27 protein-coding genes are annotated in these 24,961 nt (G+C 61.7%); 9 read left to right on the top strand and 18 right to left on the bottom strand.

What is annotated here, in order from left to right; genetic code table 11:
- Window positions 1-40: 40 nt before the first annotated feature.
- Complete coding sequence (locus BLW56_RS20370; RefSeq protein ID WP_143043408.1) at window positions 41-601, top strand: hypothetical protein; 561 nt, start codon at window positions 41-43, stop codon at window positions 599-601.
- Here BLW56_RS20370 and BLW56_RS07420 read toward each other — a convergent pair.
- On the bottom strand, window positions 562-1,620 hold the full coding sequence (locus tag BLW56_RS07420) for a sigma-54 interaction domain-containing protein (protein WP_256203340.1): 1,059 nt from the start codon (window positions 1,618-1,620) through the stop codon (window positions 562-564). The two genes, BLW56_RS20370 and BLW56_RS07420, sit on opposite strands and share 40 nt — an antisense overlap.
- A 584-nt stretch (window positions 1,621-2,204) precedes the next feature.
- Between BLW56_RS07420 and BLW56_RS07415 the strand changes: the two genes are divergently transcribed.
- A complete protein-coding gene (locus tag BLW56_RS07415; RefSeq protein ID WP_093509927.1) occupies window positions 2,205-2,834 on the top strand; it encodes a Cap15 family cyclic dinucleotide receptor domain-containing protein in 630 nt (209 codons plus the stop codon).
- Entirely contained in the window at window positions 2,834-3,967 is a 1,134-nt protein-coding gene (locus BLW56_RS07410; protein WP_093509926.1) for a hypothetical protein, read from the top strand. Before BLW56_RS07415 ends, BLW56_RS07410 begins: the two co-directional genes overlap by 1 nt.
- A gap of 158 nt (window positions 3,968-4,125) precedes the next feature.
- On the opposite strand, the gene BLW56_RS07405 is transcribed toward BLW56_RS07410, so the two are convergent.
- The 4 genes from BLW56_RS07405 to BLW56_RS07390 form a co-directional block, all read right to left on the bottom strand.
- Window positions 4,126-4,410 carry a HigA family addiction module antitoxin gene (locus BLW56_RS07405; protein ID WP_093509925.1) on the bottom strand — a complete coding sequence of 95 codons (285 nt, stop codon included), beginning with the start codon at window positions 4,408-4,410 and terminating at the stop codon, window positions 4,126-4,128.
- 82 nt (window positions 4,411-4,492) lie between these two features.
- Window positions 4,493-5,386, bottom strand: a complete 894-nt coding sequence (locus BLW56_RS07400; RefSeq protein WP_093509924.1) for an NAD(+)/NADH kinase — start codon at window positions 5,384-5,386, stop codon at window positions 4,493-4,495.
- A gap of 11 nt (window positions 5,387-5,397) precedes the next feature.
- On the bottom strand, window positions 5,398-6,384 hold the full coding sequence (locus tag BLW56_RS07395) for an SPFH domain-containing protein (RefSeq protein ID WP_093509923.1): 987 nt from the start codon (window positions 6,382-6,384) through the stop codon (window positions 5,398-5,400).
- 11 nt (window positions 6,385-6,395) lie between these two features.
- Window positions 6,396-7,121 (bottom strand): NUDIX hydrolase, encoded by a 726-nt coding sequence (locus BLW56_RS07390; protein WP_093509922.1) that lies wholly within the window; start codon window positions 7,119-7,121, stop codon window positions 6,396-6,398.
- A gap of 224 nt (window positions 7,122-7,345) precedes the next feature.
- Here BLW56_RS07390 and BLW56_RS07385 point away from each other — a divergent pair, with 224 nt between their 5' ends.
- The 3 genes from BLW56_RS07385 to BLW56_RS07375 all read left to right on the top strand — a co-directional run bounded on the left by BLW56_RS07385 (window position 7,346) and on the right by BLW56_RS07375 (window position 10,268).
- Window positions 7,346-8,641, top strand: a complete 1,296-nt coding sequence (locus BLW56_RS07385) for a hypothetical protein (RefSeq protein ID WP_143043407.1) — start codon at window positions 7,346-7,348, stop codon at window positions 8,639-8,641.
- 493 nt (window positions 8,642-9,134) lie between these two features.
- Entirely contained in the window at window positions 9,135-9,461 is a 327-nt protein-coding gene (locus BLW56_RS07380; protein ID WP_093509920.1) for a hypothetical protein, read from the top strand.
- Window positions 9,462-9,482: 21 nt separating this feature from the next.
- Window positions 9,483-10,268: a metallophosphoesterase gene (locus BLW56_RS07375; RefSeq protein WP_093509919.1), complete on the top strand. Its 786-nt coding sequence runs from the start codon at window positions 9,483-9,485 to the stop codon at window positions 10,266-10,268.
- Window positions 10,269-10,601: 333 nt separating this feature from the next.
- Here the strand turns inward: BLW56_RS07375 and BLW56_RS20835 are convergent, their stop codons facing one another.
- The gene (locus BLW56_RS20835) at window positions 10,602-10,733 is read right to left on the bottom strand and encodes a hypothetical protein (RefSeq protein WP_256203339.1); all 132 of its coding nucleotides are present in this window, start codon (window positions 10,731-10,733) and stop codon (window positions 10,602-10,604) included.
- Between the two features lie 348 nt (window positions 10,734-11,081).
- Between BLW56_RS20835 and BLW56_RS07370 the strand changes: the two genes are divergently transcribed.
- Together BLW56_RS07370 and BLW56_RS07365 are read left to right on the top strand one after the other, a co-directional pair.
- Window positions 11,082-11,387, top strand: coding sequence for a hypothetical protein (locus BLW56_RS07370; RefSeq protein WP_256203417.1), 306 nt, complete (start codon window positions 11,082-11,084; stop codon window positions 11,385-11,387).
- Between the two features lie 287 nt (window positions 11,388-11,674).
- Window positions 11,675-12,142 (top strand): MmcB family DNA repair protein, encoded by a 468-nt coding sequence (locus BLW56_RS07365; RefSeq protein ID WP_093509917.1) that lies wholly within the window; start codon window positions 11,675-11,677, stop codon window positions 12,140-12,142.
- On the opposite strand, the gene BLW56_RS07360 is transcribed toward BLW56_RS07365, so the two are convergent.
- The 5 genes from BLW56_RS07360 to BLW56_RS07340 all read right to left on the bottom strand — a co-directional run bounded on the left by BLW56_RS07360 (window position 12,139) and on the right by BLW56_RS07340 (window position 16,789).
- The gene (locus BLW56_RS07360; protein ID WP_093509916.1) at window positions 12,139-12,768 is read right to left on the bottom strand and encodes a riboflavin synthase; all 630 of its coding nucleotides are present in this window, start codon (window positions 12,766-12,768) and stop codon (window positions 12,139-12,141) included. The genes BLW56_RS07365 and BLW56_RS07360 overlap by 4 nt on opposite strands.
- A gap of 7 nt (window positions 12,769-12,775) precedes the next feature.
- A complete protein-coding gene (ribD, locus tag BLW56_RS07355; RefSeq protein ID WP_093510844.1) occupies window positions 12,776-13,720 on the bottom strand; it encodes a bifunctional diaminohydroxyphosphoribosylaminopyrimidine deaminase/5-amino-6-(5-phosphoribosylamino)uracil reductase RibD in 945 nt (314 codons plus the stop codon).
- Window positions 13,721-13,754: 34 nt separating this feature from the next.
- On the bottom strand, window positions 13,755-14,222 hold the full coding sequence (locus BLW56_RS07350; protein ID WP_093509915.1) for a hypothetical protein: 468 nt from the start codon (window positions 14,220-14,222) through the stop codon (window positions 13,755-13,757).
- A gap of 259 nt (window positions 14,223-14,481) precedes the next feature.
- Window positions 14,482-14,943 (bottom strand): acyl-CoA thioesterase, encoded by a 462-nt coding sequence (locus BLW56_RS07345; protein WP_093509914.1) that lies wholly within the window; start codon window positions 14,941-14,943, stop codon window positions 14,482-14,484.
- Between the two features lie 7 nt (window positions 14,944-14,950).
- Window positions 14,951-16,789, bottom strand: a complete 1,839-nt coding sequence (locus tag BLW56_RS07340; RefSeq protein WP_093509913.1) for an aminopeptidase P family protein — start codon at window positions 16,787-16,789, stop codon at window positions 14,951-14,953.
- An 84-nt stretch (window positions 16,790-16,873) separates the two neighbouring features.
- Here BLW56_RS07340 and BLW56_RS07335 point away from each other — a divergent pair, with 84 nt between their 5' ends.
- Window positions 16,874-19,021 carry a S9 family peptidase gene (locus BLW56_RS07335; RefSeq protein WP_093509912.1) on the top strand — a complete coding sequence of 716 codons (2,148 nt, stop codon included), beginning with the start codon at window positions 16,874-16,876 and terminating at the stop codon, window positions 19,019-19,021.
- 22 nt (window positions 19,022-19,043) lie between these two features.
- On the opposite strand, the gene BLW56_RS07330 is transcribed toward BLW56_RS07335, so the two are convergent.
- The 7 genes from BLW56_RS07330 to BLW56_RS07300 all read right to left on the bottom strand — a co-directional run bounded on the left by BLW56_RS07330 (window position 19,044) and on the right by BLW56_RS07300 (window position 24,960).
- The gene (locus BLW56_RS07330) at window positions 19,044-19,385 is read right to left on the bottom strand and encodes a hypothetical protein (RefSeq protein WP_093509911.1); all 342 of its coding nucleotides are present in this window, start codon (window positions 19,383-19,385) and stop codon (window positions 19,044-19,046) included.
- Entirely contained in the window at window positions 19,385-19,996 is a 612-nt protein-coding gene (locus BLW56_RS07325) for an HAD-IA family hydrolase (RefSeq protein ID WP_093509910.1), read from the bottom strand. The genes BLW56_RS07330 and BLW56_RS07325 overlap by 1 nt, the downstream gene beginning before the upstream one ends.
- Before the next feature lie 97 nt (window positions 19,997-20,093).
- Complete coding sequence (gene ykgO / locus BLW56_RS07320; protein WP_003046794.1) at window positions 20,094-20,219, bottom strand: type B 50S ribosomal protein L36; 126 nt, start codon at window positions 20,217-20,219, stop codon at window positions 20,094-20,096.
- 89 nt (window positions 20,220-20,308) lie between these two features.
- Window positions 20,309-21,775: an RNA polymerase factor sigma-54 gene (gene rpoN, locus BLW56_RS07315; protein WP_093509909.1), complete on the bottom strand. Its 1,467-nt coding sequence runs from the start codon at window positions 21,773-21,775 to the stop codon at window positions 20,309-20,311.
- Between the two features lie 14 nt (window positions 21,776-21,789).
- Window positions 21,790-22,605 (bottom strand): LPS export ABC transporter ATP-binding protein, encoded by an 816-nt coding sequence (lptB, locus tag BLW56_RS07310; RefSeq protein ID WP_093509908.1) that lies wholly within the window; start codon window positions 22,603-22,605, stop codon window positions 21,790-21,792.
- A 111-nt stretch (window positions 22,606-22,716) separates the two neighbouring features.
- A complete protein-coding gene (gene pgmG, locus BLW56_RS07305) occupies window positions 22,717-24,111 on the bottom strand; it encodes a phosphoglucomutase/phosphomannomutase PgmG (protein ID WP_093509907.1) in 1,395 nt (464 codons plus the stop codon).
- A 27-nt stretch (window positions 24,112-24,138) separates the two neighbouring features.
- Window positions 24,139-24,960: a division plane positioning ATPase MipZ gene (locus tag BLW56_RS07300; RefSeq protein ID WP_093509906.1), complete on the bottom strand. Its 822-nt coding sequence runs from the start codon at window positions 24,958-24,960 to the stop codon at window positions 24,139-24,141.
- Between the last annotated feature and the right edge of the window lies 1 nt (window position 24,961).

Below are 24,961 nucleotides of genomic sequence, written 5' to 3'. Positions count from 1 at the left end.
CGGTGGGCGAGGCGGGAATAGTTCTTTCGGCACGTTCAGGATGATCGTCCGTATCGGCAGCAATCTGGGTGCTGCCGCCTGCTGGAGTGGCGAGGGGCCGACCGGCGCGCTCGTCGAGGAGCCAAGGGAAGTTGGGGAGAAGCGCATCGATCTGCTGCGCGACCTCGCAATCGGGATCGAGACACGCCAGCATTGTCCTGATTTGAGCCCGCGTGTTGCCGTAGCGGCGGCGGGGAGGAAAGTCGGTCCGGCCAATCAACCACTGGCGAAGCAGCGCATCGAGCGACCTCTCGTCGGGTTTCGCCGAGGATTTGCGGATCGCTTCGTCGAGCAGCGGTCCGTATCCAGCGCGATAATATTCGGCAAGCCAAAGATAAAAGGACTCGTCATCGCGATTAGAGACCGTTTCGATGCCGAGGGCTTTCAGCAGGAGACGTCGATCGCTATTGGGGAGCGGATGAAATTCCTGAATAAATTGCCAGTCGATTTTGAACGCCATGGTTCCCCCGAACCCTATTTCCTGATTTTTTGCTCGCTGCCGCGCCCGCCGATTCGTCCCCGTTACAAACCGAGTTTCGCGCGCCGTGCATCGAGCTGCTGATAACTGGAATAGCCGATAAGTCGAGCCGCACGCGACTTGTTTCCGCCGGCGCTATCAAGCGCGCGACTTATATAATGGGTTTCCACGTCCCGAAGAATTTGATCCAGATTGAACCCTTTGCCGATTGGCCGGTCCAATATGTCATCGTTTCGCGGGACAATTTCCGGCAAGAGCGCATCCGCGATGTCGTCGGCCTGCAGCATCTGCCGATCTGACCATACAAGTGCGCGGCGCAAAGTGTTTTGGAGTTCCCGAACATTTCCGGGCCAACGCTGATCCAAGAGCACGGCGCGTGCCCCGGCATCGAGATCCTTCGCCTTGAAGAGTGGATCATCCGCCATCTCTTCGTTGATCCGGGCCAGCAGCTCGTCGAGCAGCAGCGGCAAATCGCCTTCCCGCTCGCGCAAGGGCGGCAAATGGATACGCAGGACGGCGAGGCGATAGAAAAGGTCTTCGCGAAACCGCCGCTCGATCGTCTCGGCAAAAAGGTCGCGATTGGTTGCGGCGATGACCCGCACATCGACCTCGCGCACGATATTTTCGCCAATGCGCGTTACCTCCCCTTCCTGGAGTACGCGCAAGAGCGCCACCTGCGCCGAAAGCGGCAGTTCGCCCACCTCGTCGAGGAACAGGGTGCCGCCATCGGCTTCCTCGAAGCAGCCCGGCTGCGCCCGGTCGGCGCCGGTAAAGGCGCCCTTATTGTGCCCGAAAAGCCGCGATTCGACGAGATTGGTGGGGATCGCGCCGCAGTTCACCACGACCATGGCCTTGCCTGCGCGCGGGCTGATCGAATGAACCGCGCGCGCCATCAGCTCCTTGCCGGTACCCGACTCCCCTTCGATGAGGAGCGGCACATTGCGCGGAGCTGCCTTTCTCGCGAGGGCCACAACGCGTTTCATTGCTGGGCTTCGCGTGACGATTGCTCCAAAACTGCTTTCCGCGCCCGGGCGTTCGGCCGAGGATTCGGCGAGGCGACGATCGGGCTCGCGCAACAGGTCGGGAAGAATCTCGGCCGGCAAGTTGAACGGATGCTGGACGGTGTTGAGCGATCCCGCCGATGATTCGATGAGCTCGGCGGGAAAACGCGAGGTTGCGAGCAAGAGCCAAACTGACGCCATGACAGGTGTGCCGGGGCTGAGATGAAAGGTGAGCGCGGTCATCGGACCAGCCGATTCCAGCGCCTCGGCGATGAACGCGGAAGCGTGACGGTAGATTTCGGTGAAGGCGTTGGGCTGCGAAAGCAGCGCGAGCCGCGCGACGATGCGGACGGTTGGCGCCTCGCGCGCGAGCCAGTCGCGATAGCGTTCCATTTCCGCCTCAGGCCAGTTGCACAGAAGATAAGCGGCGTTGAACGGGCGACTGCGCAGCGCGTCCAATATGGGACCGACGAAAGATAGCTGCTCAGCATCGAGGTCGGCGCGGCCAATCCAGGCAAAAAGAATCTGCATCCCACATAATAACAAATCATATCATATTATCGAATGTTTTATCATGGAGCGATGGCTGCCGATAAAAATATTGGCAGATTACCGCGCAAAACAGAATTGGCACGCTTCCTGCGAAGTCTCCGTCACCATTAACGTGAAAGGAGAATTAACCCGCAATGTCCCTCGAACACGAATATGCCCTGCTTGGTGGTTACAACCGTTCGGCTGTCGGAAAATGGATCGCCCGCGCGTCCGCCACGATCTCGGCGGCAGCGGTCTTCGTTCTGTTGTCCGCCATCGACCTCGCCCGCTCCTTCGGGATCAACGCCAACCTCCCGCCCGCCGTTCTCTCGCTCGTCGGCGCGGGAATGGTCTACACCCTGCTCTACTGGCTCTTCGATCATTACGCTTGGCGCATCGGTCTGCTCGGTCGCTTGCTCAAGGTTCCACATCTCGCGGGAAGCTGGGTGTGTGAAGGCGTGAGCCTCGACAAGAACCCGCCTTTTCCCTGGAACGCGAGGATCACGATCGTCCAGTCGTGGGATCGCATCCGTGTCCATCTCGAGACCAGCCAGTCCTCGTCTGACAGCGTCGCGGCAGCCCTCCTCTACGATGCGGCGGTCGGATACCGGCTGCTCTATCACTACCGCAACCACCCGCGCGTGGGCGAGACCGATCTCGCCGCACACCACGGCTTTGCCGAACTCATCTTCCCCTCTGACGGCAGCTCCGCATCGGGCGAATATTTCAACGGCCGCGGCCGGAACACTTTTGGAACCATGAATCTCGTAAAGGAGGCCAAGTGATGGCTCGCAATATCAATGATCGCCTGACCAATCTCAACAAGCGCCGCAAGGGCACCGACCGGCTCGACCGGGTCAGCAAGGAATTTGCCGCCTCGATCGTCAACGACAGCATGATCCTCGAAAAGTGGGAGAAGCGCGCCACGGCGCAGCCCTTCACCCGCTATGCTCTCGGGGCGATGCAGCCGGTCGAGAAGCGCTACACCGACATTTCGATCGAGACCGCGATCCGTGTCGGCAAACAGCTCCAGCAGGGTCTCTCGATGGATGTCGACCTGCGCCTGCAGGGCTCGGTTCCGCTCGACGTCCATATTCGCGGCGTCAGCGATGTGGACCTGCTCACGCTTGCGGGATCCTTCCTGACCTATACCCAGGGCGGGGCGCTGGCGCGGGCTGGCTGGTACAGGCCGAGCGATCGCCGTCCGGTCGACGTCCTTCTCGAACTCCGCCGCGAGGCCGAGAAAGTGCTGACGGCTGCCTATCCCGCCGTCACGGTGGACTGCACCGGCGGCAAGGCCATCGCAATGTCGGGCGGGTCTCTGCCCCGCCCGGTCGACGTCGTGCCGTCGCACTGGCATGACAATATCGACTATCAGGCCGCGCAGCAGGAGCATGAGCGGGGCGTGACGATCCTCAACAAGCATGTGCCGACGACGATCGAGAACCTGCCGTTTCTTCACATCCAACGGATCAACGAGGCCGATGGTTCGACGCTGGGCGGGCTCAAGAAGGCGATCCGGCTGGCGAAAAATGTCAAGAATGACGCCGAGGACGAACAGGCGGCGATGAAGCTGCCGAGCTTTGACATTGCTGCGCTTCTCTACCATGCCGATCGCGCGATGCTCCGCGCGGGCTATCAGTTCGAGCTTTCGATCCTCGCGGAGACGCAGCGCTTCTTCGACTGGTGCTGGAACAACAAGGACAGCGCCCGGCAGCTGCGTACGCCTGACGGCACCCGCCCCATCCTGAACACCGACGACAAGATCGACGGTTTGCGGGTGATCTCGGCCGAACTCGACAATCTCGCCGGCGAGGTGGCGCGCGAGCAGTCGAATGTCATTCGCGGCCTGCAGGCACCGACGCAGCAAATCATCGCCGAGGCGCTGCGCAACGCCTATATCCCGGACGCCGCCTAAAAGCACGGCCCGGCCCGGTTCCCGCGATAGTCTGGGGACCGGGCAGGGATCATTCGGCGGTCACGAAGGCTGCGCGCGTGCCGGACAAGAAACAGGCCGCCGCCCTGTCCGGTGAAAGCTGGCTGGATATTCGCTTTACGGAGAACGGAGCGTCAGGCTCACCGCCGCGACATAGCGCTGGGTCTCGGCAGGTATTGAGCAAGGTCATATGCTCCTTGCATCCGCATGAGAGTGTCAGCTTTCAGGCTAAACGCCTTTTCGAATCGGATCGCCATATCGGCCGTCAGCCCGGTATGGCCGCTAAGCACATTGCGCAGATTCTGGTGAGATACGCTGAAATGCTGCGCCAAATCCTGCAAGTTAATGCCGTGCGGCTCCACGATGTGCCTCTTGAGCCAAGGGCCGGGATGAACATGGATCGAGGGATGAATTTTAATAGCCATCAGTGATAATCCTCCAGAACAAGATCAGCGATGGCCGCATCACCACATATGCCGGATAACCTTCACGTCGGCGACGTCCAGCTCACGTCGTAATCAGGCGAAGTATACGCTCGGAAGGAGCAAGCGACACCTGCCTGCCCCAGTCGAAAAGCAGAAAATCTTGCTCGATACCATCGGCAAATATGACGCCGCCATCGTTCATGCGCGACGTGACCTGAAGGGCGGTCTGGTCTAGCTTTCCAGCACGAAGCAGAGTGTCAGTCGCGATGCTGGGGAATGGTTCGCGGACGAAATAGCCAACCGCGCGCTCCTGCGGCTCGAGCGCCACCTGCTGTCCGGTCGCCTCCATGATCGAGCGCGCCCAACCGGTCGCCCCTGTACCGGACGCGACGATCAGACCACTTGAAGAATGATCTTCGGTGGTATCGCCAACCGCGATCCGATACCTCGCCGATTGATGGCTGCGATGCCCCACGAACAGTTCATTTAACGCCACCAGCTTTTCGCCAGTGTCCAGTACGCCCTCGACCATTGTCCGGTTCTCGACCGCAACGTCGCCATGGATGCAGGCGGGCAAGGCTGCGCCGAGCCGATTCAGTCCGACGCGGACGAGGACGCCGTCGTAAAGATCGGGTGCGGGGTTAACCCCCAGCACAGGTTGGTCAGTCAGATATTTGGCAACGTTAGCGACTAGGCCATCCTGCCCGACGGCCACGATCACGTCTTCGGGCGCGAAAAGGAAGCGATCAAGATCAGCACGGCGAACGAGGGTTTGTCGCCAATCGACGGGGACGGCTGCCCGGGCCTGACGTAGGACCGCCTGAAACTGCTCCTGCCGCGCCTCAAGCTGGGCCAGCTCTTGCCCGCGCGTGTCGAGATAGAAACGGGCCTGTTCGCGCGTCGCGTGGCGCGCGAGAAGCAGTTCATAGTCGGTCTCGCGCGTCACAAACACAGCGCGGGGGGCAGTGGAGGTCATGGCTCCCGTCCTTACTGCTCGGTGATTGCCCCGGCAGGGGCCGGCCTGAACTCACGCATGACCGCCGCGAGCAGATCGGGCGTGACGTTCAGATGCTCGATCGTGTCGAGATTGCCGGCAAGTTCGCGTGCTGCCAGTCCCAAGAGAACGGCTGGCGGCAGATTGCGATAAACTGCGATATGGGCCTGCTCGGCCTCGGCCTTAGCGCCTTCCACGATGCGGATACGGCCTGCTTCAGCCTCCGCCTCGACCTTCTGGGCCTCGGCGAGACCGGCGGCACGATCTCTGGCGTTCTCGGCTTCCTCTGCGATCAGCTGCTTCTCGCGGCGAGCAAGCTCAGTTTTGTTGCCGAGTTCATTCTCCGCAATCGCGCGCTCCTTGTCGACCGCGAGCGCGCGGCGTTCGAACATCGCCTCATCCGCCTTCTGCTGGAGCGCTTCAAATGTCGGCGTTTGAAGCGCGCGTTCCAGCTCGCTGCTCGGCGCGAGATTGTTCAATCGGACTGCGACGATAGCGAGACCAATTTCAGTGAGAGCCGGATCGTTTGCGAGTGCGGCTTCCAGTCTCTGGCGGAGCGGTTCGACGCCGGCATCGAGCAGCGCACGCACCGGGGCCTCAGCCAGATATTGCAACGTCGCCTGATTCACGAGGCCGGCAAGCCGCGTCTCGATCCGTTCAATCGGTTCACGGATATACTGACCGTTGGCGAGGCCGATGGTGAAATCGATGCGTTCGGCCACCCGGTCCGGTTCGGCGACCCGCCAGCCAAGAATGCCCTGGACGTTCACTTGCTGGAAGTCGGCGCTACGCCCCTTCACGAACAGTGTCATCTCGCGGTCGTCCATCGGGACCTCGGCAACGCTAGCCGTTTCAGGCCGGAACCAGAAAACGAGGCCCCGCCCGCTCTGGCGAATGCGCCCGTTGCGATAACGGATGACGTGGTGACTGGCATCGCTGCGCAACCGCGCGATGAAAGCGAAATTCGTGATCTGTGCCATGTTAGCCTCCCTCAATTCTGTGGTTTGAAACGGTAGAGTTCTGCAGGTCTGAACGATGCGCCAGTCTCGCGCTCGCCCGTTCCCTCAACCCACCCTTTGTCGAGCATACGTCGCCGAAAAGCCGGCTTGTTCAGCCGGACACCGAGGATAGCTTCGTGAACGTCCTGCAACTGACGCAACGTAAAAAGCTCTGGCAGCAACGAGAAAGCGATCGATGAATAATCGAGCTTGCCGCGCAGGCGCTTGACCGCGAGGCCAAGTATCTCGGCATGATCAAAGGCGAGTGGCAAAGGTTCTCCATCCTCGCTGCACACCGTCACGGGACCCCCGGTCTCGCCCTCCCAAGGAATTAGTAGTTCCGCCAGTGTCAGGTCGGCGCTTGCCTTGAGCGTTGCTGCGAAGCGATCTGCCGGCAGAAGCGCAAAATAGGCGACTGTGATGATGCGCATTCGGGGATCGCGGTCAGGGGCACCGAAAGTGTAGAGCTGTTCGATGTAGGCATTGGCCAGCCTGGCTTCGGTCTCAAGCAGCCGTCCGGCCGCGGCATCGAGACTCTCATCTATCCCGACGAAGCCACCAGGCAATGCCCATTTACCTTGGAAAGGATGCTCGTCGCGGCGACGCAACAATGCTGTGGGCGCGCCATCGACGACGCTCATCAGCACCAAGTCAACGGTCATGGAGGGCCGCTCGAATTCGTTCGGGTTGTAGCCTGTGAGAAACTCATCTTCGGTCATCACCAACTCACTTATATCCGCAATACGTATTAGTTAAATGCTCTTTGGATATATGTCAATTGGCAATAAGGCCATGGAAAGGTTTGGACACGACATAGATGGGCGTGCCGAGCTCGTAGCCGGTAGCTCTCATCCAGAATGTTCGAGGTGCCCATCGCCCAACAAAACGCTGTTCAAGGTCATTGATGTTGTCGAAAGTGAATTGGGGGCCGAGGAGCATTGCAATGGTGTCGCGCGAGGATCTGTACCAACTTGTCTGGTCAGAACCGATTTCAAAGATCGCCGTGCGCTTCGATGTGTCCGGAAGCTATCTCGCCCGGATATGCACCTTGCTGAATGTGCCGCGTCCGGAACGCGGGTATTGGGCGAAACTCGCGGTCGGCAAGGCACCGCCGCAGTGTCCGCTGCCGGAAGCCTTGCCCGGCGACCCGATCGAGTGGTCGCAGAACGGGGCACCGGTTCGGACGCCCCGGCCCAAAATACCGGCCCCGCGACAGCCGAAGTCTTGCCCAGTCCGAATTTCCCGGACGCAGACGCATGGATTGCTGCATGGCGCCAAGCTTCATTTTCAGAATGGTCGCCCCGTTGATGAAGGGTCCTATCTGCGACCGTTTAAGCGGCTTCTGCTGGACTTGAACGCGTCTCAAGCCTCCCTCGACAAGGCACTCGGATTCGCCAACGACTTGTTCAACGCCCTATCCTCCGTCGGCCATCGTGTCGTTCTGGCACCCTCCGGGCAAGGCCTTCGTCGAGCTTCAATCGAGGAGCGCGAAGTTTTCTCCAAACCGCGTGACCATTGGCACTATGGCGGTCTGTGGTCACCGGCCCGGCCGACGGTTGTCTACATCGGCACGGTCGCAATTGGTCTTGCCGTTGTCGAGATGTCCGAAACGGCGCTGCTGCGCTACATCAACGGGAAATATATTCGGGACAGCGACTCTATTCCTGCGCGTGGGCGTAATCCAGACCACAGCTGGACTACGACGCGCGATATTCCCAGCGGGCGCATGCGCCTTGTTGCATACTCACCTTACCAGCGGGTGAGTTGGAGCAAACATTGGCAGGATACGAAGACAGCCGCAGTGGGAGGGGAAATCAGGTCCATCGTCGAGGAAATCGAGGCCTCAGCCCGAGAATTGGTTGTCAAGCTTGAGGAAGCTGAATGCCAAGCGGCAATCCGCCAACAAGAATGGATCGCCGAAGAGGAGCGACGCAAACGGGTCGAAGACCGCCGGAGGATCGAGCAGTCAGTCACCGATAGTCAGTCGGAACTCCGGGACGTAATCAACCAATGGTCCAATGTCGTGAGTACCGAACGCTTCCTCGCCGGTGTTGAGGATCGATCGAGGCAGCTTCCCGAAGAGGAGCAGGCCGAGATTCTTGAGAGGCTGGCGCTTGCCCGAGAATTCCTGGGAAGCCAGGATCCCCTTGATTTAATCCGGAATTGGAAAATGCCTTCGGAGCGCTACAAACCGCGCTACTCTGCGGACAACGAGACTCATCTCAGCAAAAAATACTAGCTTCAAATGGGCATACTATGCGCAATCAAACACCGAGTGGAGCAGTCGGCGGGCAAAAAAGATAATCTGGGGCCGGATTCCACGGAACACGGGGATCTTCCACCTCGCCGTCGAACGAGTGAGTGGGCGCGGCATGGCAAGTCGCCTTCCGCAACCAGCACGCGCCTAGTCTGGCAATGGAAGAAGAATGAGCCGTTGTCATAGCGTGTGGCAACGCAACGAACTGACAATTTCCCGACCAATAAGCCAATCACAGGATGATTGTGGAACATCCTTGCACTGACGAGCCGGTTCTGCAACGATCTCCCAGCCGTTGGTCAATCCTGACGGTGGGGCGTGGAAACCCCAGAACTCACGACACCGGTCGCTTTAGCGGCCGGGTGGCCGTCGCGTATGTCCAAGGCACCGCCCAAAGGCGGCGGCGCCTGTACGTGAGTCCAGGTTTCCAACACCCGGCTTTGCCGGTCCCCGATTTGAACGAAGGAGGACTGGCATGAAATTTCGTTTTCCTGGCCGAATTGCTCTGACAGACTTCACGGAAGAGCTGCGACCGCTCGTCGAAATGCTAAACAAAAACGGGCTCTCACTGGTCACCGACCTGCAGATCTCGCTTCGTGCTTTCAATGAAAAAGACGAGTTCTACCTCAGGACACCTGATGGGCATCCGATCGCTGTCACCTACGGACTCCAGGCTGCGTCAGCTAGCACCGCTAAATCTGGATCAGCCCGGCGGGTGCCGCTCGAAAATTTTGAAGTCACAAATGCGCCGAAGGCACTGCAATTGGGGAGAGGGATTACTGCACTCTTCAGTAATGACTGATCCTATGATTGCGGAAACGACATGCGGCTTTGGATACTAAGCGACCTGCACATCGAGCAAAGCCAATGGGACGTTCCGGACCCGAAGCCGGAGTTCGATGTACTTGTGGCGGCTGGCGACATCCATGTCGCATCCGAAGCGGTTCGCTGGCTTATTGATCGAGCTGATAGTCGCCCAGTGATCTATGTGCCGGGAAACCATGAATGGTATAATTGTTTGCTTCCCAAAGAGGCTGACAAGGCGAGAGTTATCGCTGCCGAATTGGGTGTTCACCTTCTGATGGATGCCAGCGCAACAATCGGCGACGTGCGGTTTTTAGGGGCAACCCTATGGACCGATTACGAACTCATGGCCCCTTCGCCCCATTCCGTGGAAGAGGCGATGATGGAAGCATCACGATATCTAAATGACCATCGATTGATTGATATACGATCCGGCGAGCGATTCCATCCCGCGGATGCACTCCAATTCCACAAAGCCTCGCGGGCTTGGTTGGCCGGAGAACTTGAAACCAACCCCGAAGACATCCGAAAGACGGTTGTTGTCACACACCATCTACCGGACCCGCGTTCTCTTGACCCTCGGTTTGATGGAGATGCACTCAACCCAGCGTTCGCGTCGCGAATGACGGACATCGTCGAGTCAGGAGGCGCAGATCTCTGGATCCATGGCCATACACACTCAAGCTGCGACTACCAGGCTGGCAGCTGCCGGGTCATCTGCAATCCAAAAGGCTACGGTCCGCGCCGGCCTGGCGGCCCCATTGAGAACAGCCGCTTCGATCCAATGCTGGTTATCGAAATCTAGCAAAGCCGTGTTTTGAGCTATCAAGTGAGGCCTAATGAAGATTCCTCCAGCACGCCGAAAGACGGCATACTCATCGCTACGCCGAATTGCCAAACGATTGAACGTAACCTTCTCAGTCGAGCGGATAGATCGCAGAAATGCCACGCATCCAAACCCAACGGAGTCCAAGACTGCCGATCCAAGCCCATGAACCACGCATCGGAGGAGTTGCTTTTGCGACCTACTTAGTCGCCGGGTACATCTTCCTTAAGAGGCATCAGAACTACTCCGTTAAAGCATTCACGCGCGTCAGTCGCACTAACAATCTATTGAGCGAGCTACCGCCTCGCAAGATTAATTGCCGCCCAGCAAAAAGATAAGCGCTTCTCGCAATCCAGCCAAAAAGGCCCCACCGACGACGACTGTCGCGATCCAGTACTCGATCGCGAGCGCGCTATCCCGCAAAGCTGAGCGACGCTTCTTCATGTCCGCAGCATGGTGCCGCTTGATGTTGTAGGAAACAGATTTCTAGCGACACAGAAACGAAATAGGAATTGGTGCCCGGTCCCGCCCCGAAAGGGATAGGGCCCAGGGCCGGGCACCCATCGCGCCGGCCGATGAAGCTGGCGGCGAACACATGAAACCAGTGTTTAGTCGTATCATCTCATTGCCGGCACGTTGGTTGCAAACTTCGCGCCTGGTGTCACAACGCTTTGCGCGGCCATGCAGAATCATGCTCCCATTTTGTGATGGGCTGAGCTAAATTTCTGGTGACAGACACATCTGCAAACGGGGAGTCGCAGGATGCTTATCGCTTCAATTCTTTTGGCCGCCATGGCGCCGGCACCAGCCGGCAACGTCGACACGACGCGTGCTGCTTTCACGAAATGTCTCCGCGCGCATCTGAAGAAGCAACTTGAAGCGAAAGTCGGGGAAGGCGAGTTCGAACTTTCGGTAAAATCGGCGTGCGACGCCGAACAGTCTGCATTCAAAGCGGCGGTGACATCGGCAAACCGCGCAGGCGGCGACTCGCAGGCAGATGCCGAAGAAAATGCCCAAATGCAGATCGACGATTATCACGCCAACTTCACGGACAAATTCAAAGACTATTCGTCGACCAGCACGATGCCGGGAGAGTGAACGAAGGGGTCGGGACCCCACTGAGGTTGCCACAATCTCTTCACGCCGAAGAGGCGCTGAAATTAACGCCCAAGGTTGCGCTCAACGGAGTTCGAAAGTGCAGTAGCGCTTTCGAACTCCGTTGAGCGCCCAGATTGTTGCGTTTTCACTCACAAGTCGGTCAAAACGCAACAGAATCTCATGCGGATTGTACTAAATGTCATATTTTTCTGAGAAATATCATATGTTTAGTCCACCCCTCGCCCAGGCGAGGTGGCGGCTTCCATTTTGAGGACGGGCTCTAAGCGATGACGGATATGATCACCGCCGCGGATGTCGCGCGCGGGGTATGCCGGCTGTTCGCGCAGCAGGGGCTGGTTGCGATTCCCGAAGTCACCTTGCCCAACGGGCGGCGTACCGACCTCACCGCGATCGACGCGAAGGGCAATATCACGATCGTCGAGATCAAGGTCAGCCGCGCCGACCTGCACGGCGACGGCAAATGGCCCGACTATTGCGACTGGTGCGACCGCTTCTATTGGGCGCTTGCGTCGGGGCTCGACCCCGCGATCCTCGAGACCGAGGGCTATCGCCGCGAGACATCGGGGCTGATCGTCGCCGACCGCTATGGCGCGGCGGTCGTCCGTGAAGCCGCAAGCTGCAACCTCGCCCCTGCGCGCCGCAAGGCCGAACTGCTCAGGATCGGACGGCTCGCCATGCGGCGGTCGATGATGGCCGCCGACCCCGAACTGGCTGCAAGCTGGCTGGAGGGTTAGGCGCCGCGCGCCTGCATCCGCGCGAGGTAGCGCGCGAGGATATCGATCTCGAGATTGACCGGGCGGTCCGCGACCACTTCGTTCAACGTCGTCATCTCCTGCGTGTGGGGGATGATGTTGAGCGTGAAATGGGCTTCGCCGTTCGGCTGGTCGGTCACTTCGTTGACCGTCAGCGAGACGCCATCGACGGTGATCGAACCCTTTGCGGCGATATGCGGGGCGAGCGATGCCGGCGCCGCGACGGTGACCGTCACGCTGTCGCCGACGGGCACCACCGACACGATACGGCCGATATCGTCGACATGCCCCGTGACGATATGCCCGCCAAGCTCGTCGCCGATCTTGAGCGCGCGTTCGAGGTTGAGGCGACGCCCCTGATCCCACATCCCGGGCGCTGTCCGCGCGAGCGTTTCGCGGCTCGCGTCGATCGCGAACCAGCCGCCGGGCCCATTGCTGCCTTCGTCGATGCCCTTTTCGACGACGGTCAGGCAGGCGCCCGAACAGGCGATCGAGGCGCCGATGTCGATGCTGTCGACATCATAGGTGGTTTCGATGACGAGCCGCGTGTCGCCGCGATCCTCGCGGCTGCGGATGGTGCCGATGTCGGTGATGATGCCGGTGAACATGGGTGCGTTATCCTTCTCTGACGCGCTCGTAGACGTCGAGCCGGTCGATGCCAAGCAGGCGGCTGTCGGCGAGGCGCCAGCGATGATGGGCGTCGGCGAGGTCCGCAAGCCCGATGTCGCCGAGCGCGTGCCGCCCGTCGCCAACCAGGATCGGAGCGCGATAGAGCAGCAGCCGATCGACGCGGTCGGCGGCAAGGAAAGCCGACGCCGCGCCCGCGCCGCCCTCGACGAGCAGCGAATCGACGTCGCCCACCGCTTCGGGGGATGCCACGGCGGTCCAGCCCTCGGGCGCCGGCCCGCGCGTCAGCAGCATCTTTTTCGGACTGCGTGATTCGAGCCCCGCTAGCCGCACGTCGAGCTTCGGCGCGTCGGCGTCGAGCGTGCCGCGCCCGACGAGGATCGCCTGATGCTTTGCGCGCTCCAGATGACCATGCGCACGGGCCCTTTCGCCGGTGATCCAGCGGCTCGATCCGTCGGCGCGGGCGATGCAGCCGTCGAGCGAAGTCGCGAGCTTCAGCGTGATGAACGGACGCCCTTGGGTGTGCCGCGTCCACCAGGGCGCCATCGCAGCGCGCGCTTCGGCGGGGAGGACATTGAAAACGACTTCGATCCCCGCCGCCTGCAGCCGCGCAATGCCCTTGCCGTCGGTCCGCGCATCGGGATCCTGCGCCGCGATCACCACACGCGCTATACCGGCCGCGATTAGCGAATCGCTGCACGCTGGCCCCCGCGGGCTCGTATGGGCGCACGGTTCGAGCGTGACATAGGCGGTCGCACCGCGCGCCGATTCGCCCGCGACTTCCAGCGCTACCGCCTCGGCATGCGGACGCCCGCCCGCCTGCGTCCAGCCGCGCGCGACGACCTTGCCCTGCTTGACGATCAGACAGCCGACATTGGGATTGGGCGCCGACCCCGGCCAGCCGCGTCGTGACAGCGCGACGGCGACCGCCATCCAGTCGGCATCGTCGGGGCCACGCTGCATTCGGTCAGTCGGCCGCTTTGGGTTGCGCGCCGCGCGCCGCGCGTTCGGCGAGTGTGGAGCGGACCTGCACCGGCGCGGGCTTTTTCTTCGCCGCCGCCGCTGCTTCCTCACCCAGCGTTTCGCGCGTCACCTGGTCGGCTTCGCTCGAATCATATTCGATGCCGAGGCTGTCGGCGAAGCGTTGATATTCGGCGCGCTTCTGCGCGTTGTGCAGCGTCGTCTCTTTCGCGCGCGCCACCCAGTCGGCACGAATCTCCGCCGCGCTGCGGTTCGCGGTCCAGTTCTCGAAATAGATAATCTGTTCCTTGGGCTTTTCATAAGGGATCAGATATTTCTCGACCCCAGTGAAAATCAGCCAGGTCAGCGCCAGCGCGACGCCCCAGACGGCCCAGCGATGCGGGCGGGGTTCGCGGACATAGGCCCAGAAATCGGACAGTCCGCCGCCGACATCCATTTTATTGAACATTCCCATGCACCCAATTTAGGCGATGTTGCGATGATTTGCGAGGGGGCGTGGGGACGGTCGCGATTGCGCCGAATGATGAATGTGAGCGTTCTCGATTGCAAAAAATGCAATAGCAGATGTTCATTTCGCAGTTGCACAATTTTTTGTGCGCTGCAATATGAGCATGCCTTTTAGGCATCCTCTCCCAAAACTTTCATGGGCCACCCTCGGGTGGCCCTTTTTTTTCGACCTTTTTGATTGAGAGGGTCGATTCGGAACATCCGAATCAATCTTGTGTGGGCGTTCGCGTTTCGAATCGACGCACTTCGGCAATGAAGCTGCCCGGCAAAGCCGTCGGCTTTCCGCTGTCGGTATCAAGATGCGCATAGCTGATCTCGATGTCGGTCAACCGCTCGTTCTCGCGAAAAATGCCGCAATGAAGCGTGAAGCTCGTGCGGCCGAAACGGCTGATTCGCGCCGCGATCGTGATCAGCTCGTCGAGCTGCGCGGGCGCATGATAATCGATTTCGCAATGCGTCTCGCGGATGTCTGTACCATATTGGTGAAAATAGGGGCCGGGCTGCCCCTCACCCAGCGCGCGAAAATATTCGGTCACGCCGATATCGGCGTAGACGAGATAATTGGCGTTGAAGACGATATTCTGGCCGTCGATCTCGTTGAAGCGCACGCGGACGCGCTCCTGCACGCGAAAATCGGCGAGCGGCACGTCGCTGCGGATATCGGTCATGCGCGGATCAGGCGGCGAGAGCGGCGGGAGCGCGGTCGAGCGGTGCGCAGGCGGCTTCGAGCCATGCGCGCTCTTCGCCTTCCACCCCCGCGCCGAGTTTCTCGAACACCGCGGCATGATATGTGTCGAGCCAGTCGGCTTCGGCGGCCGACAGCAGCGACACATCGACCAGATTTTGCGCGATCGGCGCAAAGGTGATCGTTTCGAACCCCAGCATATCCTCTTCGGCGCCCGCGATGCTCTGCGGCGTCACGACAACGAGATTTTCGATGCGGATGCCGAAATGACCCGCCTTGTAATAGCCGGGCTCGTTCGAGAGGATCATGCCCGCGTGCAGCGCTTCTTCGGTCCCCGCCTGCCCGCCCGCAGGCTTGGCGATCCGCTGCGGCCCTTCATGCACCGCGAGATAGGATCCGACGCCGTGCCCGGTGCCGTGTGCGTAGTCGACTCCATCGGCCCACAGATATTGCCGCGCGAGAATGTCGAGCTGGCTGCCGCGCGTCCCCTTGGGAAAGCGCGCCGTCGCGAGGGCGATATGCCCTTTCAATACCTGCGTGAAGCGGCGGCGCATTTCGGCGGTCGGCGCGCCGATCGCGATCGTGCGCGTGATGTCGGTCGTCCCGTCGGCATATTGGCCGCCCGAATCGACGAGATAGAGCGTCCCGGTCTCGACCGCGCGGTTCGTCGTCTCGTCGACCTTGTAATGCGGCAGCGCACCGTTGGGCCCGGCTGCGGAGATGGTGTCGAACGACAGGTCGCGCAGCACCCCGCTGGCGTCGCGAAATTCGCGCAGCTTCGCCGCGGCGCCCAGTTCGTCGAGCCCGCCCTGCGGTGCGACCTCCTCCATCCATTTCAGGAAGCGCGACACCGCGACGCCGTCGCGGACATGCGCGGCGCGCGTGCCGCTGAGTTCGGCGTCATTCTTGATCGCCTTCGGAAGCACCGCGGGGTCGCGGTGGCGGGCGATCTTCGCCCCCGCCGCATCGAGCGCGGTAAAGATCGCGGCGACGGCGCGGTCGGGATCGACCGCCACCTTCTTGTCCTTGAGTCCGGCAAGTGCCGTCTCGAAAGCATCGCGGTCGTGGATGCGCACGCTGTTGCCCAGATGCGCGCGCACCGCGTCGGTGAGCTTTTCGGGCGCGATGAACAGGTCGGCGGTGGCATCCGAGTGGAGCAGCGCAAAGGAAAGCCCGACCGGCGTGTGGCTGACATCGGTCCCGCGGATATTGAAGGTCCAGGCGATCGAATCGAGCGCCGTCATCACCGTCGTGTCGAGGCCGTTCGTCTTCAGCCAGTCGGCGATGATTTCGCGCTTCTCGACCGCGCCCTGCCCCGCGAGCGCGGCGTCATGGACCGTCACCACCGCGTCGCTCGGCGCCGGCTGGTCGTCCCATGCGGCGTCGAGCGGGTTGGGCGTCACCGCGACGAGGCTGGCGCCCTTCGCGGCCAGCGCCCTTTCGAGCGCGCGCGCCCAGTCGATGCCGTGCAGCCAGGGATCGTAGCCGACCTTCTGCCCCGCGCTGACGTTCGCGCCGAGCCATTCGGCAACGCTCGACTGCGGCACGCCGACATAGTCGAACAGCGACCCGTCGACCTGATCGCGCACCTGTACTGTGTACCGCCCGTCGACGAACACCGCCGCTTTTTGGGGCAGCACCGCCGCCGTCCCGGCCGATCCGCCAAAGCCGGTCAGCCAGGCCATGCGCTGCGCATATTCGCCGACATATTCGCTCATATGCTCGTCGCTGATCGGCACGACGAAGCCGTCGAGGCCGCGCGCCGCAAGTTCGGCGCGGACACGGGCAAGGCGTTGTGCGTGCGGCGATTGGGGGACGGGGCTGGACATGACGCGTTCCTTATTCCTACATCGTAGGCGATCCCGCCCAATTGGGGCGACACCGCGGGGGATTTTGTGATGCGCGCTATTTGGATGTTTCTGGCAGCAATTGCCACCCCGCTTGTCGCATCGCCGCCCCTGTCCGCCAAAGAGAAAGACGCCGCATTGACCAGCCCGACCCCCGTCCTGCCCGCCGCCCCCGTCGCGGAAAAGCGCCCGCATGAGACGACATTGCATGGCAAGACGCTCCAGGATCCCTATCACTGGCTGCGGGACGAGGGCTATCCGACGATCGATGACAAGGATGTGCTCGATTATGTGAAGGCCGAAAACGCCTATTTCGACGCCGCGATGAAGCCGCACGAAGCCTTGGTCGAGACCCTGTTTCAGGAGATGAAGGGCCGGATCAAGGAGGCTGATTCGAGCGTGCCGCAGAAGGACGGCGACTGGATCTATTGGGTCGAATATGAAGCGGGCGCCGAATATAAGAAATGGTATCGGAAGCCCGCCGCGGGTGGCGAGACGCAGCTGATCCTCGACGAGGTCGCGATGGCCGCGGGCAAGGATTATTTCCGTCTTGCCGAGGTATCGGTCAGCCCGAACGGCAAGCTGATGGCCTATTCGTTCGACGACAATGGCTCCGAACGATTTGAAGCGCGCATCCGCAATCTCGAGACCGGCGAGTTGTTGCCCGACACGATTCCCGGCACCTTGTCGTCGCTCGTCTGGACCTCGGGCAATGACGCGATCCTCTATGGCCTCGCGAACGAGAATTGGCGCACCGACAATGTCCGGCTGCACAAACTCGGCACGCCGGTCGCCGACGATAAATTGCTCTACAAGGAAGCCGACATCGGTTTCGGCGTCGGGATCGGAAAGACCGCCGCCGACAATTATATCGTGATCGCGACGGGCGATAACGAGACGAGCGAGGTCTATCTGCTCCCCGCCGACAATCCCGAGGCGAAGATGCAGCTGGTGTCGGCGCGCAAGAAGGGCCGCGAATATAGCGTCGATGAACGCGATGGTACGCTCTACGTCTATACCAACGACGAGCATCCCAATTTCCGCATCGCGACCGCCGACATCAAGACGCCGGGAAGCTGGAAACCACTGATTCCCGGATCGGACGCGACCTACATCACCGGCCTGTCGATCTTCCGCGACTATTTCGTGCTCGAATCGCGCGAGAAGGGCGTCGATCAGGTCGATATCCGCAAATATGACGCGCCGCTGACCCCCGGCCGCATCAAATTCCCTGAAGCGACCTATGTCGCGGGGCTCGGCGACAATCCCGAATATCATCAGGACAAGCTGCGCCTCGACTATGAATCGATGGTCACCCCCGACACGGTGTTCGATTATGACCTCGCGAGCCGCAAGCTCGAAACGCTGAAGGTGCAGGAAATTCCTTCCGGTTATAATCACGATGATTATGTAACCGAATTGGTAAATATGCCGTCGCGTGACGGCACGCCGGTGCCGGTATCGCTCGTCTATAAAAAGGGCACGCCGCGGGATGGCAGCGCGCCGATGCACCTCTATGTTTATGGCTCCTATGGATATCGCGTCCCGCCGGGCTTTTCGACGACGCGGCTCAGCCTCGTCGATCGCGGTATGATCTATGCGATCGCGCATGTCCGCGGCGGCGATGACCTCGGCCGCGCCTGGTATCTCGCGGGCAAGACGACCGAGCGCAAGAACACGTTCAACGACTTCATCGACGTCGCGAAAGGCTTGATCGCCGCGAAGTACACGAGCGCGGGCAAGATTTCGATCGAGGGCCGCTCGGCGGGCGGGCAGGTGATGGGTGCGGTCTATAATCAGGCGCCGGAACTGTGGGGCGCTGTGCTCGCGGGCGTGCCCTTCGTCGATGTCATCAACACGATGGTCGATGAAACGCTGCCGCTGACCCCTGGCGAATGGCCCGAATGGGGCAATCCGATCACCGACAAGGCGGCGTTCGACTATATGCTGAGCTATAGCCCCTACGACAATGTCACCGCCAAGGCCTATCCGCCGATGCTGGTGTCGGCCGGGCTCAACGACCCGCGCGTGACCTATTGGGAACCCGCAAAATGGGTCGCGAAGCTCCGCGCGACGCGCACCAACGACGCCACCCTGCTGCTCCGCACCAATATGGGCGCGGGTCATGCGGGCAAATCGGGCCGCTGGGGTGCATTGCGCGAGGATGCCGAGGAGTTCGCCTTCGTGCTGACACAGCTCGGAGTGGAGAAGTAATGCACGGGTCTAAGCGATTGGGCTAAAGTTCCTTGTCCAATCGTTCGAGCCACGCCTTTGCCTGCTTGGGTTCGCCCGGAGCGTTCGTCGGGACCGGGCCGCGCGATGCCTCGAATTCCTCGTGCAACACGAACGGCTGCAAGCCCAGTTGGTCGCGCATCTGGTCGATCTCGTCGCCCCGGTCGCACAGGTCCGTAACGACGGGCTCCCATTTGGCGTGCGCCGCGCGATCCTTGGTATGGCCGAACAGGCCCCATGAGCCGGCAGCGACCTTGCGCAAGGCCTCAAGCAGCACCTGCTCATATTCCGCTTCCAGCTCGACGCGGCGCATGTCGAGGCGTTCGAGGCGATCTGCCCTGCTCATCAAGCAGGCAAATATCCGTGCGCGACCAGCTCGCGCTCCAGCGTGACAGCATCCCTGAAATGGTGCCCGGCGATGCCGGCCGATCCGGCGCCCGCGATATTTGCGGCAACATCATCGATGAAGATCGCCCCAGCGGGGTCGATGCCGAATCGTTCGATCGCGAGATGGTAGATCGCGGGATCGGGCTTCAGCAGCTTTTCGGTCCCCGAGACGATGATATCGCGGAAACGGTCGAACACCGGCTGGGTCGGGCGAAAGCCCTCCCAGAATTCATGTCCGAAATTGGTGATCGCGAAGAGCGGCACGCCGGCGTCGTCGAGTCGTTCGACGAGTTCGAGGCTGCCGGGCATCGGTCCCGGGATTGTCTCGTTGAAACGCGCGGCATAGGCGTCGATCAGCAGCGCATGGGCCGGAAATTCGGCTTTTAGCTCGGGCAGCATCTCAGCGAGCGGACGGCCCGCATCATGCTGGAAATGCCACTCGGGCGTGACGACGTTGGTGACGAACCATTCGAGCTCGTCCTTCTCGTCGATCAGCTTGGCGAACAGATAACGCAGATCCCAATCGAACAGGACGCGGCCGACGTCGAAGATCACGCTCTGGCGAATCATGGTCGCCCCAGACACGCGAAAGCGCCGCCGGAATCCTCCGACGGCGTAACGCTGTTCACCAAAAGCAAACGGGGCGGTTGCGCCCCGCGCAGGGGCATTAGCCCTGGCGCGCCTTGAAGCGGCGGTTGGTCTTGTTGATCACATAGGTGCGGCCACGGCGGCGGATAACGCGGTTATCCCGGTGGCGGTCCTTCAGCGACTTCAGGCTGTTGCGAATCTTCATGATCTCTGTCCGTAAATCTTGGCGTGGTAACGCGAAGCGGCGCAACTATGGGGAAGCGGCTCGAAAGTCAACCGCCTTTCCGGCCGATTTCAGCCCGCGAGCGCCTTTTGCCGCCGCCGCTGCACCGACGAGCCATAGCCCATCGCCTCGCGATATTTGACGACGGTGCGCCGCGCGATGTCGTGCCCCTCGGCCGACAGTTTCTGCGCGATCGTCTCGTCGGAGAGAATCGCCTTGGCATCCTCGGCCTCGATCATCGCCTTGATCCGGCTCTTCACCGCCTCGGCCGACACCGCGCCATCGCCCTCGGTCGCCGAAATGCCGCTCGAGAAGAAATATTTGAGCTCGAACAGCCCGCGCGCGCAACTGAGATATTTGTTGCTCGTGACGCGGCTGACGGTCGATTCGTGCATGCCAATTTCCTCGGCGACCTGGCGCAAGGTCAGCGGCCGCATATGCGCGACGCCGTGGAGGAAGAAGCCTTCCTGCTGTTTCACGATCGCGCTCGCGACCTTGACGATCGTGCGCTGGCGCTGGTCGAGCGCGCGGACGAGCCAGTTCGCGCCCGCGAGTTGTTCGGACAGCCACGCCTTGCTCTTCGCCGCCGCCCCGGTCGCGAGTTCGGTGTAATAGCGGCGGTTGACGAGCAGCCGCGGCAGGGTGCCGCTGTTGATCTCGACCGCCCAGCCTTGCGCGGTCTGACGGATATACAGGTCGGGAACGACCGCCGGCGCGCCTTCGCCGCCATATCTGAGGCCAGGGCGGGGGTCATAGCCGCGCAGTTCGCGAATCATGTCGGCGAGATCCTCGTCGTCGACCCCGCAGATGCGCTTCAATTGCGGGAAGGCGCCTTTCGCGACAAGGTCGAGATGCGCGATCATGGTGGCCATCGCCGGATCATAGCGATCGGCCTCGCGCGCCTGGATCGCGATGCATTCGGCGAGGTCGCGCCCGCCGACGCCCGACGGGTCGAAGCACTGGATGCCCGCGAGCACCTCTTCGATCAGCGCGAGCGGTACGCCCAATTGCGCCGCAAGTTCGGCAAGATCGGCGCGCAGATATCCCGCCTCGTCGATCAGGGCGACGAGCTGGCCTGCGACGATTGCTTCGATCCCGCCGAAGCGCTCGCCGACCTGCGCCATCAGATGGTCGTGAAGCGTGCCCTCATGCTCGGCGAAGCTGTCGAAATCGATGTCCTCGCCCGATCCCGACAGCCCGACATTGTCGCTTGCGCTGTCATGGTGAAAGCTGTCGGCGGCGAGGTCGACATCGAGGTCGTTGGCGCTCCCGCCGTCGGCGGACAACGCTTGATCGGCATCGAGCGACGCGGCTTCGGTCGTCGGGGTATCGCCGCCGGGTGTGAATTCGGGATCGCCCGCGCTGCCGTCGCTGTCCGCCGACGCGGTATCGAGCAGCGGATTGCCTTCAAGCGCCTCGGCCAAATAGGCTTCGAGTTCGAGGTTCGACAGCGCCAGCAGCTTGATCGCTTGCTGCAGCTGCGGCGTCATCACCAGCGATTGCGACTGGCGGAGATCGAGGCGCGGACCCAACGCCATCAGCGATTATTCGATCACAAGGAGAAGCCCTCGCCGAGATAGAGGCGGCGCACCTCGGGGTCGGCGACGAGCTCTTCCGGGGAGCCGGCAAGGAGCACCTTGCCGTCGTAGATGATGCAGGCGCGGTCGACGAGGTCGAGCGTCTCGCGCACATTATGGTCGGTGATCAGCACGCCGATGCCGCGCGTCTTGAGGTCCGCGACGAGGTCGCGGATGTCGCTGATCGAGAGCGGATCGATTCCTGCGAACGGTTCGTCGAGCAGCATGATCGACGGGTTCGCCGCAAGCGCGCGGGCGATTTCGGCGCGGCGGCGTTCGCCGCCCGAAAGCGCCATCGCCGCCGAATCGCGAAGACGTGTGAGGCCGAATTCGTCGAGCAGCTCTTCCATCCGCCGCTCTCGTTCGATCTTGTCGGGCTCGCTGAGTTCGAGCACCGCGCCGATATTCTGTTCGACCGTCATGCCGCGAAAGATCGAGGTTTCCTGCGGCAGGTAGCCGAGCCCGAGGATCGCCCGGCGATACATCGGCAGCGCGGTGATGTCGGCGCCGTCGAGCATGATGCGCCCGGCGTCGGGCTTCACCAGCCCCATGATCGAATAGAAGCAGGTCGTCTTGCCCGCGCCGTTCGGGCCGAGCAGGCCGACGACCTCGCCCTTGCCGACCGACAACGACACGTCCGACAGCACGACGCGTTTGTCATAGCTTTTCGCGATCGAAATGACCGCGAGCCCATTGCCCGCAGCGGCATCCTCGCGGACATGCGCCTTGTGCTCGGTGACGCCATGATCGTCATCGGTCAGTGTGCCAGCGATGGATTCGTCGTCGGTCATAGGTCGGTCGGTTCCGTTTCTAGCCCCACGAGCGCGTTACCCCAGCGACGCGGCGAACGTCAATCTGGCAAGATTTTTGCAGGGTAACGAAAGCGACGCGGGCAGCGACGGTTAATGCGCCGCTTGCGGCCCGCGCACGATCCCCGACAGCGCGAGTTGCTCGTCGATTGCGGCCAGTAGCCGCGTCAGCGCCGCCTCGTCCTTCGCCTCGGCGCGCGCGACGAGCACGTCCTGCGTGTTCGAGGCGCGAAGCAGCCACCAGCCATCGTCGGTGAGCACGCGCGCGCCGTCGGTCCGGTCGACTTTCGCGCCCGATTCGGCGAGGCGATCGAGGACTTCGTCCACAATGGCGAATTTGCGGCTTTCGTCGACCTGGAAGCGCATTTCGGGGGTGTTGACCATCGGCGCCATGCTGCCGCGCAATTCGGTCACGCTCTGCCCGAGCTTCGTTGCCGCCTCGATCAGACGCAGCGCCGCATAGGGGGCGTCGTCATAGCCATAATAACGGTCGGCGAAGAAGATATGCCCGCTCATCTCGCCTGCCAGCGGACTGCCGGTTTCCTTCATCTTCGCCTTGATCAGGCTGTGGCCGGTCTTCCACATCAAGGGCTGGCCGCCGAGTTCGGCAACGCGGTCGAACAGCGCCTGGCTCGCCTTCACATCGGCGATGACCGTCGCGCCGGGAATATCCTTCAGAACCGCGGCGCCATATATTTGCAGCAGCTGGTCGCCCCATATCACGCGACCTTCGCCATCGATCGCGCCGATGCGGTCGCCGTCTCCATCGAAAGCGACGCCGAAATCGAGGCTCTTCTCCGCGACGAGTTTCCTGAGATCGGCGAGATTCTTCTCTTCGGTCGGATCGGGATGGTGGTTCGGGAAATGCCCGTCAATGTCGGTAAACAGCAGGTGATGCTCGCCCGGAAGGCGCGCGGTCAGTTTCTCGATGACGGTGCCTGCGGCGCCGTTGCCCGCGTCCCAGCCGATGCGGAAAGCGCCGCCGGCGAAACCTTCGACCAGCCGGTCGACATAGGCGTCGACGATATCGATGCTCTGAGACGTGCCTTCGCCCCCCGTATCGACGGCCTCCCAATCGCCCGCGGCGGCCATTTTGCCGATGCCCAGGATATCGGCGCCGTAGAAGGGACGCCCCTGCATCACAAATTTGAAACCATTATAGTCGGGGGGATTGTGGCTGCCGGTTATCTGTATGCCGCCGTCCACATCTTCGGTTGATGCGGCATAATAGAGCATCGGCGTCGGCCCGAGCCCGACGTTCAGCGCGTCGACGCCCGCATCGTTGATCCCGGCGATCAGCGCGTCGGCGAGCATCGGCGACGACAGCCGGCCGTCATAACCGACCGCGACGCTCTTGCCGCCTGCGCGGCGGATCAGCGTCGCGAAACTGCGGCCGATGGCATAGGCATCCTTGTCCGACAGCGTATCGCCGACGACCCCGCGGATGTCATATTCGCGCAGCATCGTCGGGTGGAAATCGTGCGTCATCTTTGAACCTCTTGGGGGAGAGAAGGGTCAGGCGGCGGCGAACAAATCCCCGTCCGGATGCAATCGCTCGCGCGCCGGTAGGTTCAGTCCACCCATCGCCTCGCGGAGTTCCTGCCGCGCGACGACGTGGCCAATCCCCATGCCGCCGAGATGGGCCTTGTCGAGTAGGGTGAGGCCAGCCGGGAAAAGCTCGCGATAGATGACGCGCTCGCCGAGCCCCGGGATGACGCGGAAGCCGACGCGGCGCGATAGCTGGGTCAGCGCCTCGCCGACGCGGCGCATATTGTGCGCGTCGACGTGCTGGAGGCGGTTGCGCAGGATGATCCAGTCGATCGTCCGCCCGTCGGTCTTCGCGCGCGTCTTGCGCGTGTCCCATATCAGTTCGGAATAGAAGCTGGGACGCACGACCTGAAAGGTTTCGGGATCGACCTGTCCGATCAGGTCGAAATCGATGAAGCTGTCGTTGATCGGCGTCACCAGCGTATCGGCGCTAGTTGCAAGGTGGCGCGCAAAGACATCGTCGCGGCCGGGCGTGTCGGCGATGATGTAATCGGCGTCTTCGCTCAGCCGCGCGACCTGCTCGTCGAGTTCCTCGATCGTCGAACCGGTAAACACCTCGAAGCGCGGGGTCGGCAGTGCGATCTCGCGGCGCTTTGCGGTCTGCTCGCGATTTTCGAGATAGCGGTGGAAGGTGCGCTGGCGCGGGTCGAGGTCGATCCCCGCGACGCGCCAGCCCTGGCTCGCCAGCGCCACCGCGAAATGCACGGCGCAAGTAGATTTGCCGGTCCCGCCCTTTTCATTGGCAAAGATGATGCGGTGCGGTGCGGGCTTCGTCGCTGAGGTCGTCATG

The sequence above is a fragment of the Sphingopyxis sp. YR583 genome (genome assembly GCF_900108295.1).
Lineage (GTDB): Bacteria > Pseudomonadota > Alphaproteobacteria > Sphingomonadales > Sphingomonadaceae > Sphingopyxis.
The sequence above is the reverse complement of the archived record's forward strand: the minus strand, read 5'-3'. Positions and strand labels throughout refer to the sequence as shown.

What these genes read in the sequence shown, in the direction of transcription:
- BLW56_RS07385 (WP_143043407.1), top strand. Translation starts at nt 7,346, where the DNA reads ATGGTGTCGCGCGAGGATCTGTACCAACTTGTCTGGTCAGAACCGATT.
- BLW56_RS20835 (WP_256203339.1), bottom strand. Translation starts at nt 10,733, where the DNA reads ATGAAGAAGCGTCGCTCAGCTTTGCGGGATAGCGCGCTCGCGATCGAG.
- ykgO (WP_003046794.1), bottom strand. Translation starts at nt 20,219, where the DNA reads ATGAAGATTCGCAACAGCCTGAAGTCGCTGAAGGACCGCCACCGGGAT.
- BLW56_RS07360 (WP_093509916.1), bottom strand. Translation starts at nt 12,768, where the DNA reads ATGTTCACCGGCATCATCACCGACATCGGCACCATCCGCAGCCGCGAG.
- BLW56_RS07365 (WP_093509917.1), top strand. Translation starts at nt 11,675, where the DNA reads ATGACGGATATGATCACCGCCGCGGATGTCGCGCGCGGGGTATGCCGG.
- BLW56_RS07345 (WP_093509914.1), bottom strand. Translation starts at nt 14,943, where the DNA reads ATGACCGATATCCGCAGCGACGTGCCGCTCGCCGATTTTCGCGTGCAG.
- BLW56_RS07415 (WP_093509927.1), top strand. Translation starts at nt 2,205, where the DNA reads ATGTCCCTCGAACACGAATATGCCCTGCTTGGTGGTTACAACCGTTCG.
- BLW56_RS07370 (WP_256203417.1), top strand. Translation starts at nt 11,082, where the DNA reads ATGGCGCCGGCACCAGCCGGCAACGTCGACACGACGCGTGCTGCTTTC.
- BLW56_RS07375 (WP_093509919.1), top strand. Translation starts at nt 9,483, where the DNA reads ATGCGGCTTTGGATACTAAGCGACCTGCACATCGAGCAAAGCCAATGG.
- ribD (WP_093510844.1), bottom strand. Translation starts at nt 13,720, where the DNA reads ATGGCGGTCGCCGTCGCGCTGTCACGACGCGGCTGGCCGGGGTCGGCG.
- BLW56_RS07405 (WP_093509925.1), bottom strand. Translation starts at nt 4,410, where the DNA reads ATGGCTATTAAAATTCATCCCTCGATCCATGTTCATCCCGGCCCTTGG.
- BLW56_RS07410 (WP_093509926.1), top strand. Translation starts at nt 2,834, where the DNA reads ATGGCTCGCAATATCAATGATCGCCTGACCAATCTCAACAAGCGCCGC.
- BLW56_RS07300 (WP_093509906.1), bottom strand. Translation starts at nt 24,960, where the DNA reads ATGACGACCTCAGCGACGAAGCCCGCACCGCACCGCATCATCTTTGCC.
- BLW56_RS20370 (WP_143043408.1), top strand. Translation starts at nt 41, where the DNA reads ATGATCGTCCGTATCGGCAGCAATCTGGGTGCTGCCGCCTGCTGGAGT.
- rpoN (WP_093509909.1), bottom strand. Translation starts at nt 21,775, where the DNA reads ATGGCGTTGGGTCCGCGCCTCGATCTCCGCCAGTCGCAATCGCTGGTG.
- BLW56_RS07325 (WP_093509910.1), bottom strand. Translation starts at nt 19,996, where the DNA reads ATGATTCGCCAGAGCGTGATCTTCGACGTCGGCCGCGTCCTGTTCGAT.
- BLW56_RS07395 (WP_093509923.1), bottom strand. Translation starts at nt 6,384, where the DNA reads ATGGCACAGATCACGAATTTCGCTTTCATCGCGCGGTTGCGCAGCGAT.
- pgmG (WP_093509907.1), bottom strand. Translation starts at nt 24,111, where the DNA reads ATGACGCACGATTTCCACCCGACGATGCTGCGCGAATATGACATCCGC.
- BLW56_RS07330 (WP_093509911.1), bottom strand. Translation starts at nt 19,385, where the DNA reads ATGAGCAGGGCAGATCGCCTCGAACGCCTCGACATGCGCCGCGTCGAG.
- BLW56_RS07390 (WP_093509922.1), bottom strand. Translation starts at nt 7,121, where the DNA reads ATGACCGAAGATGAGTTTCTCACAGGCTACAACCCGAACGAATTCGAG.
- BLW56_RS07350 (WP_093509915.1), bottom strand. Translation starts at nt 14,222, where the DNA reads ATGGGAATGTTCAATAAAATGGATGTCGGCGGCGGACTGTCCGATTTC.
- BLW56_RS07400 (WP_093509924.1), bottom strand. Translation starts at nt 5,386, where the DNA reads ATGACCTCCACTGCCCCCCGCGCTGTGTTTGTGACGCGCGAGACCGAC.
- lptB (WP_093509908.1), bottom strand. Translation starts at nt 22,605, where the DNA reads ATGACCGACGACGAATCCATCGCTGGCACACTGACCGATGACGATCAT.
- BLW56_RS07335 (WP_093509912.1), top strand. Translation starts at nt 16,874, where the DNA reads ATGTTTCTGGCAGCAATTGCCACCCCGCTTGTCGCATCGCCGCCCCTG.
- BLW56_RS07380 (WP_093509920.1), top strand. Translation starts at nt 9,135, where the DNA reads ATGAAATTTCGTTTTCCTGGCCGAATTGCTCTGACAGACTTCACGGAA.
- BLW56_RS07340 (WP_093509913.1), bottom strand. Translation starts at nt 16,789, where the DNA reads ATGTCCAGCCCCGTCCCCCAATCGCCGCACGCACAACGCCTTGCCCGT.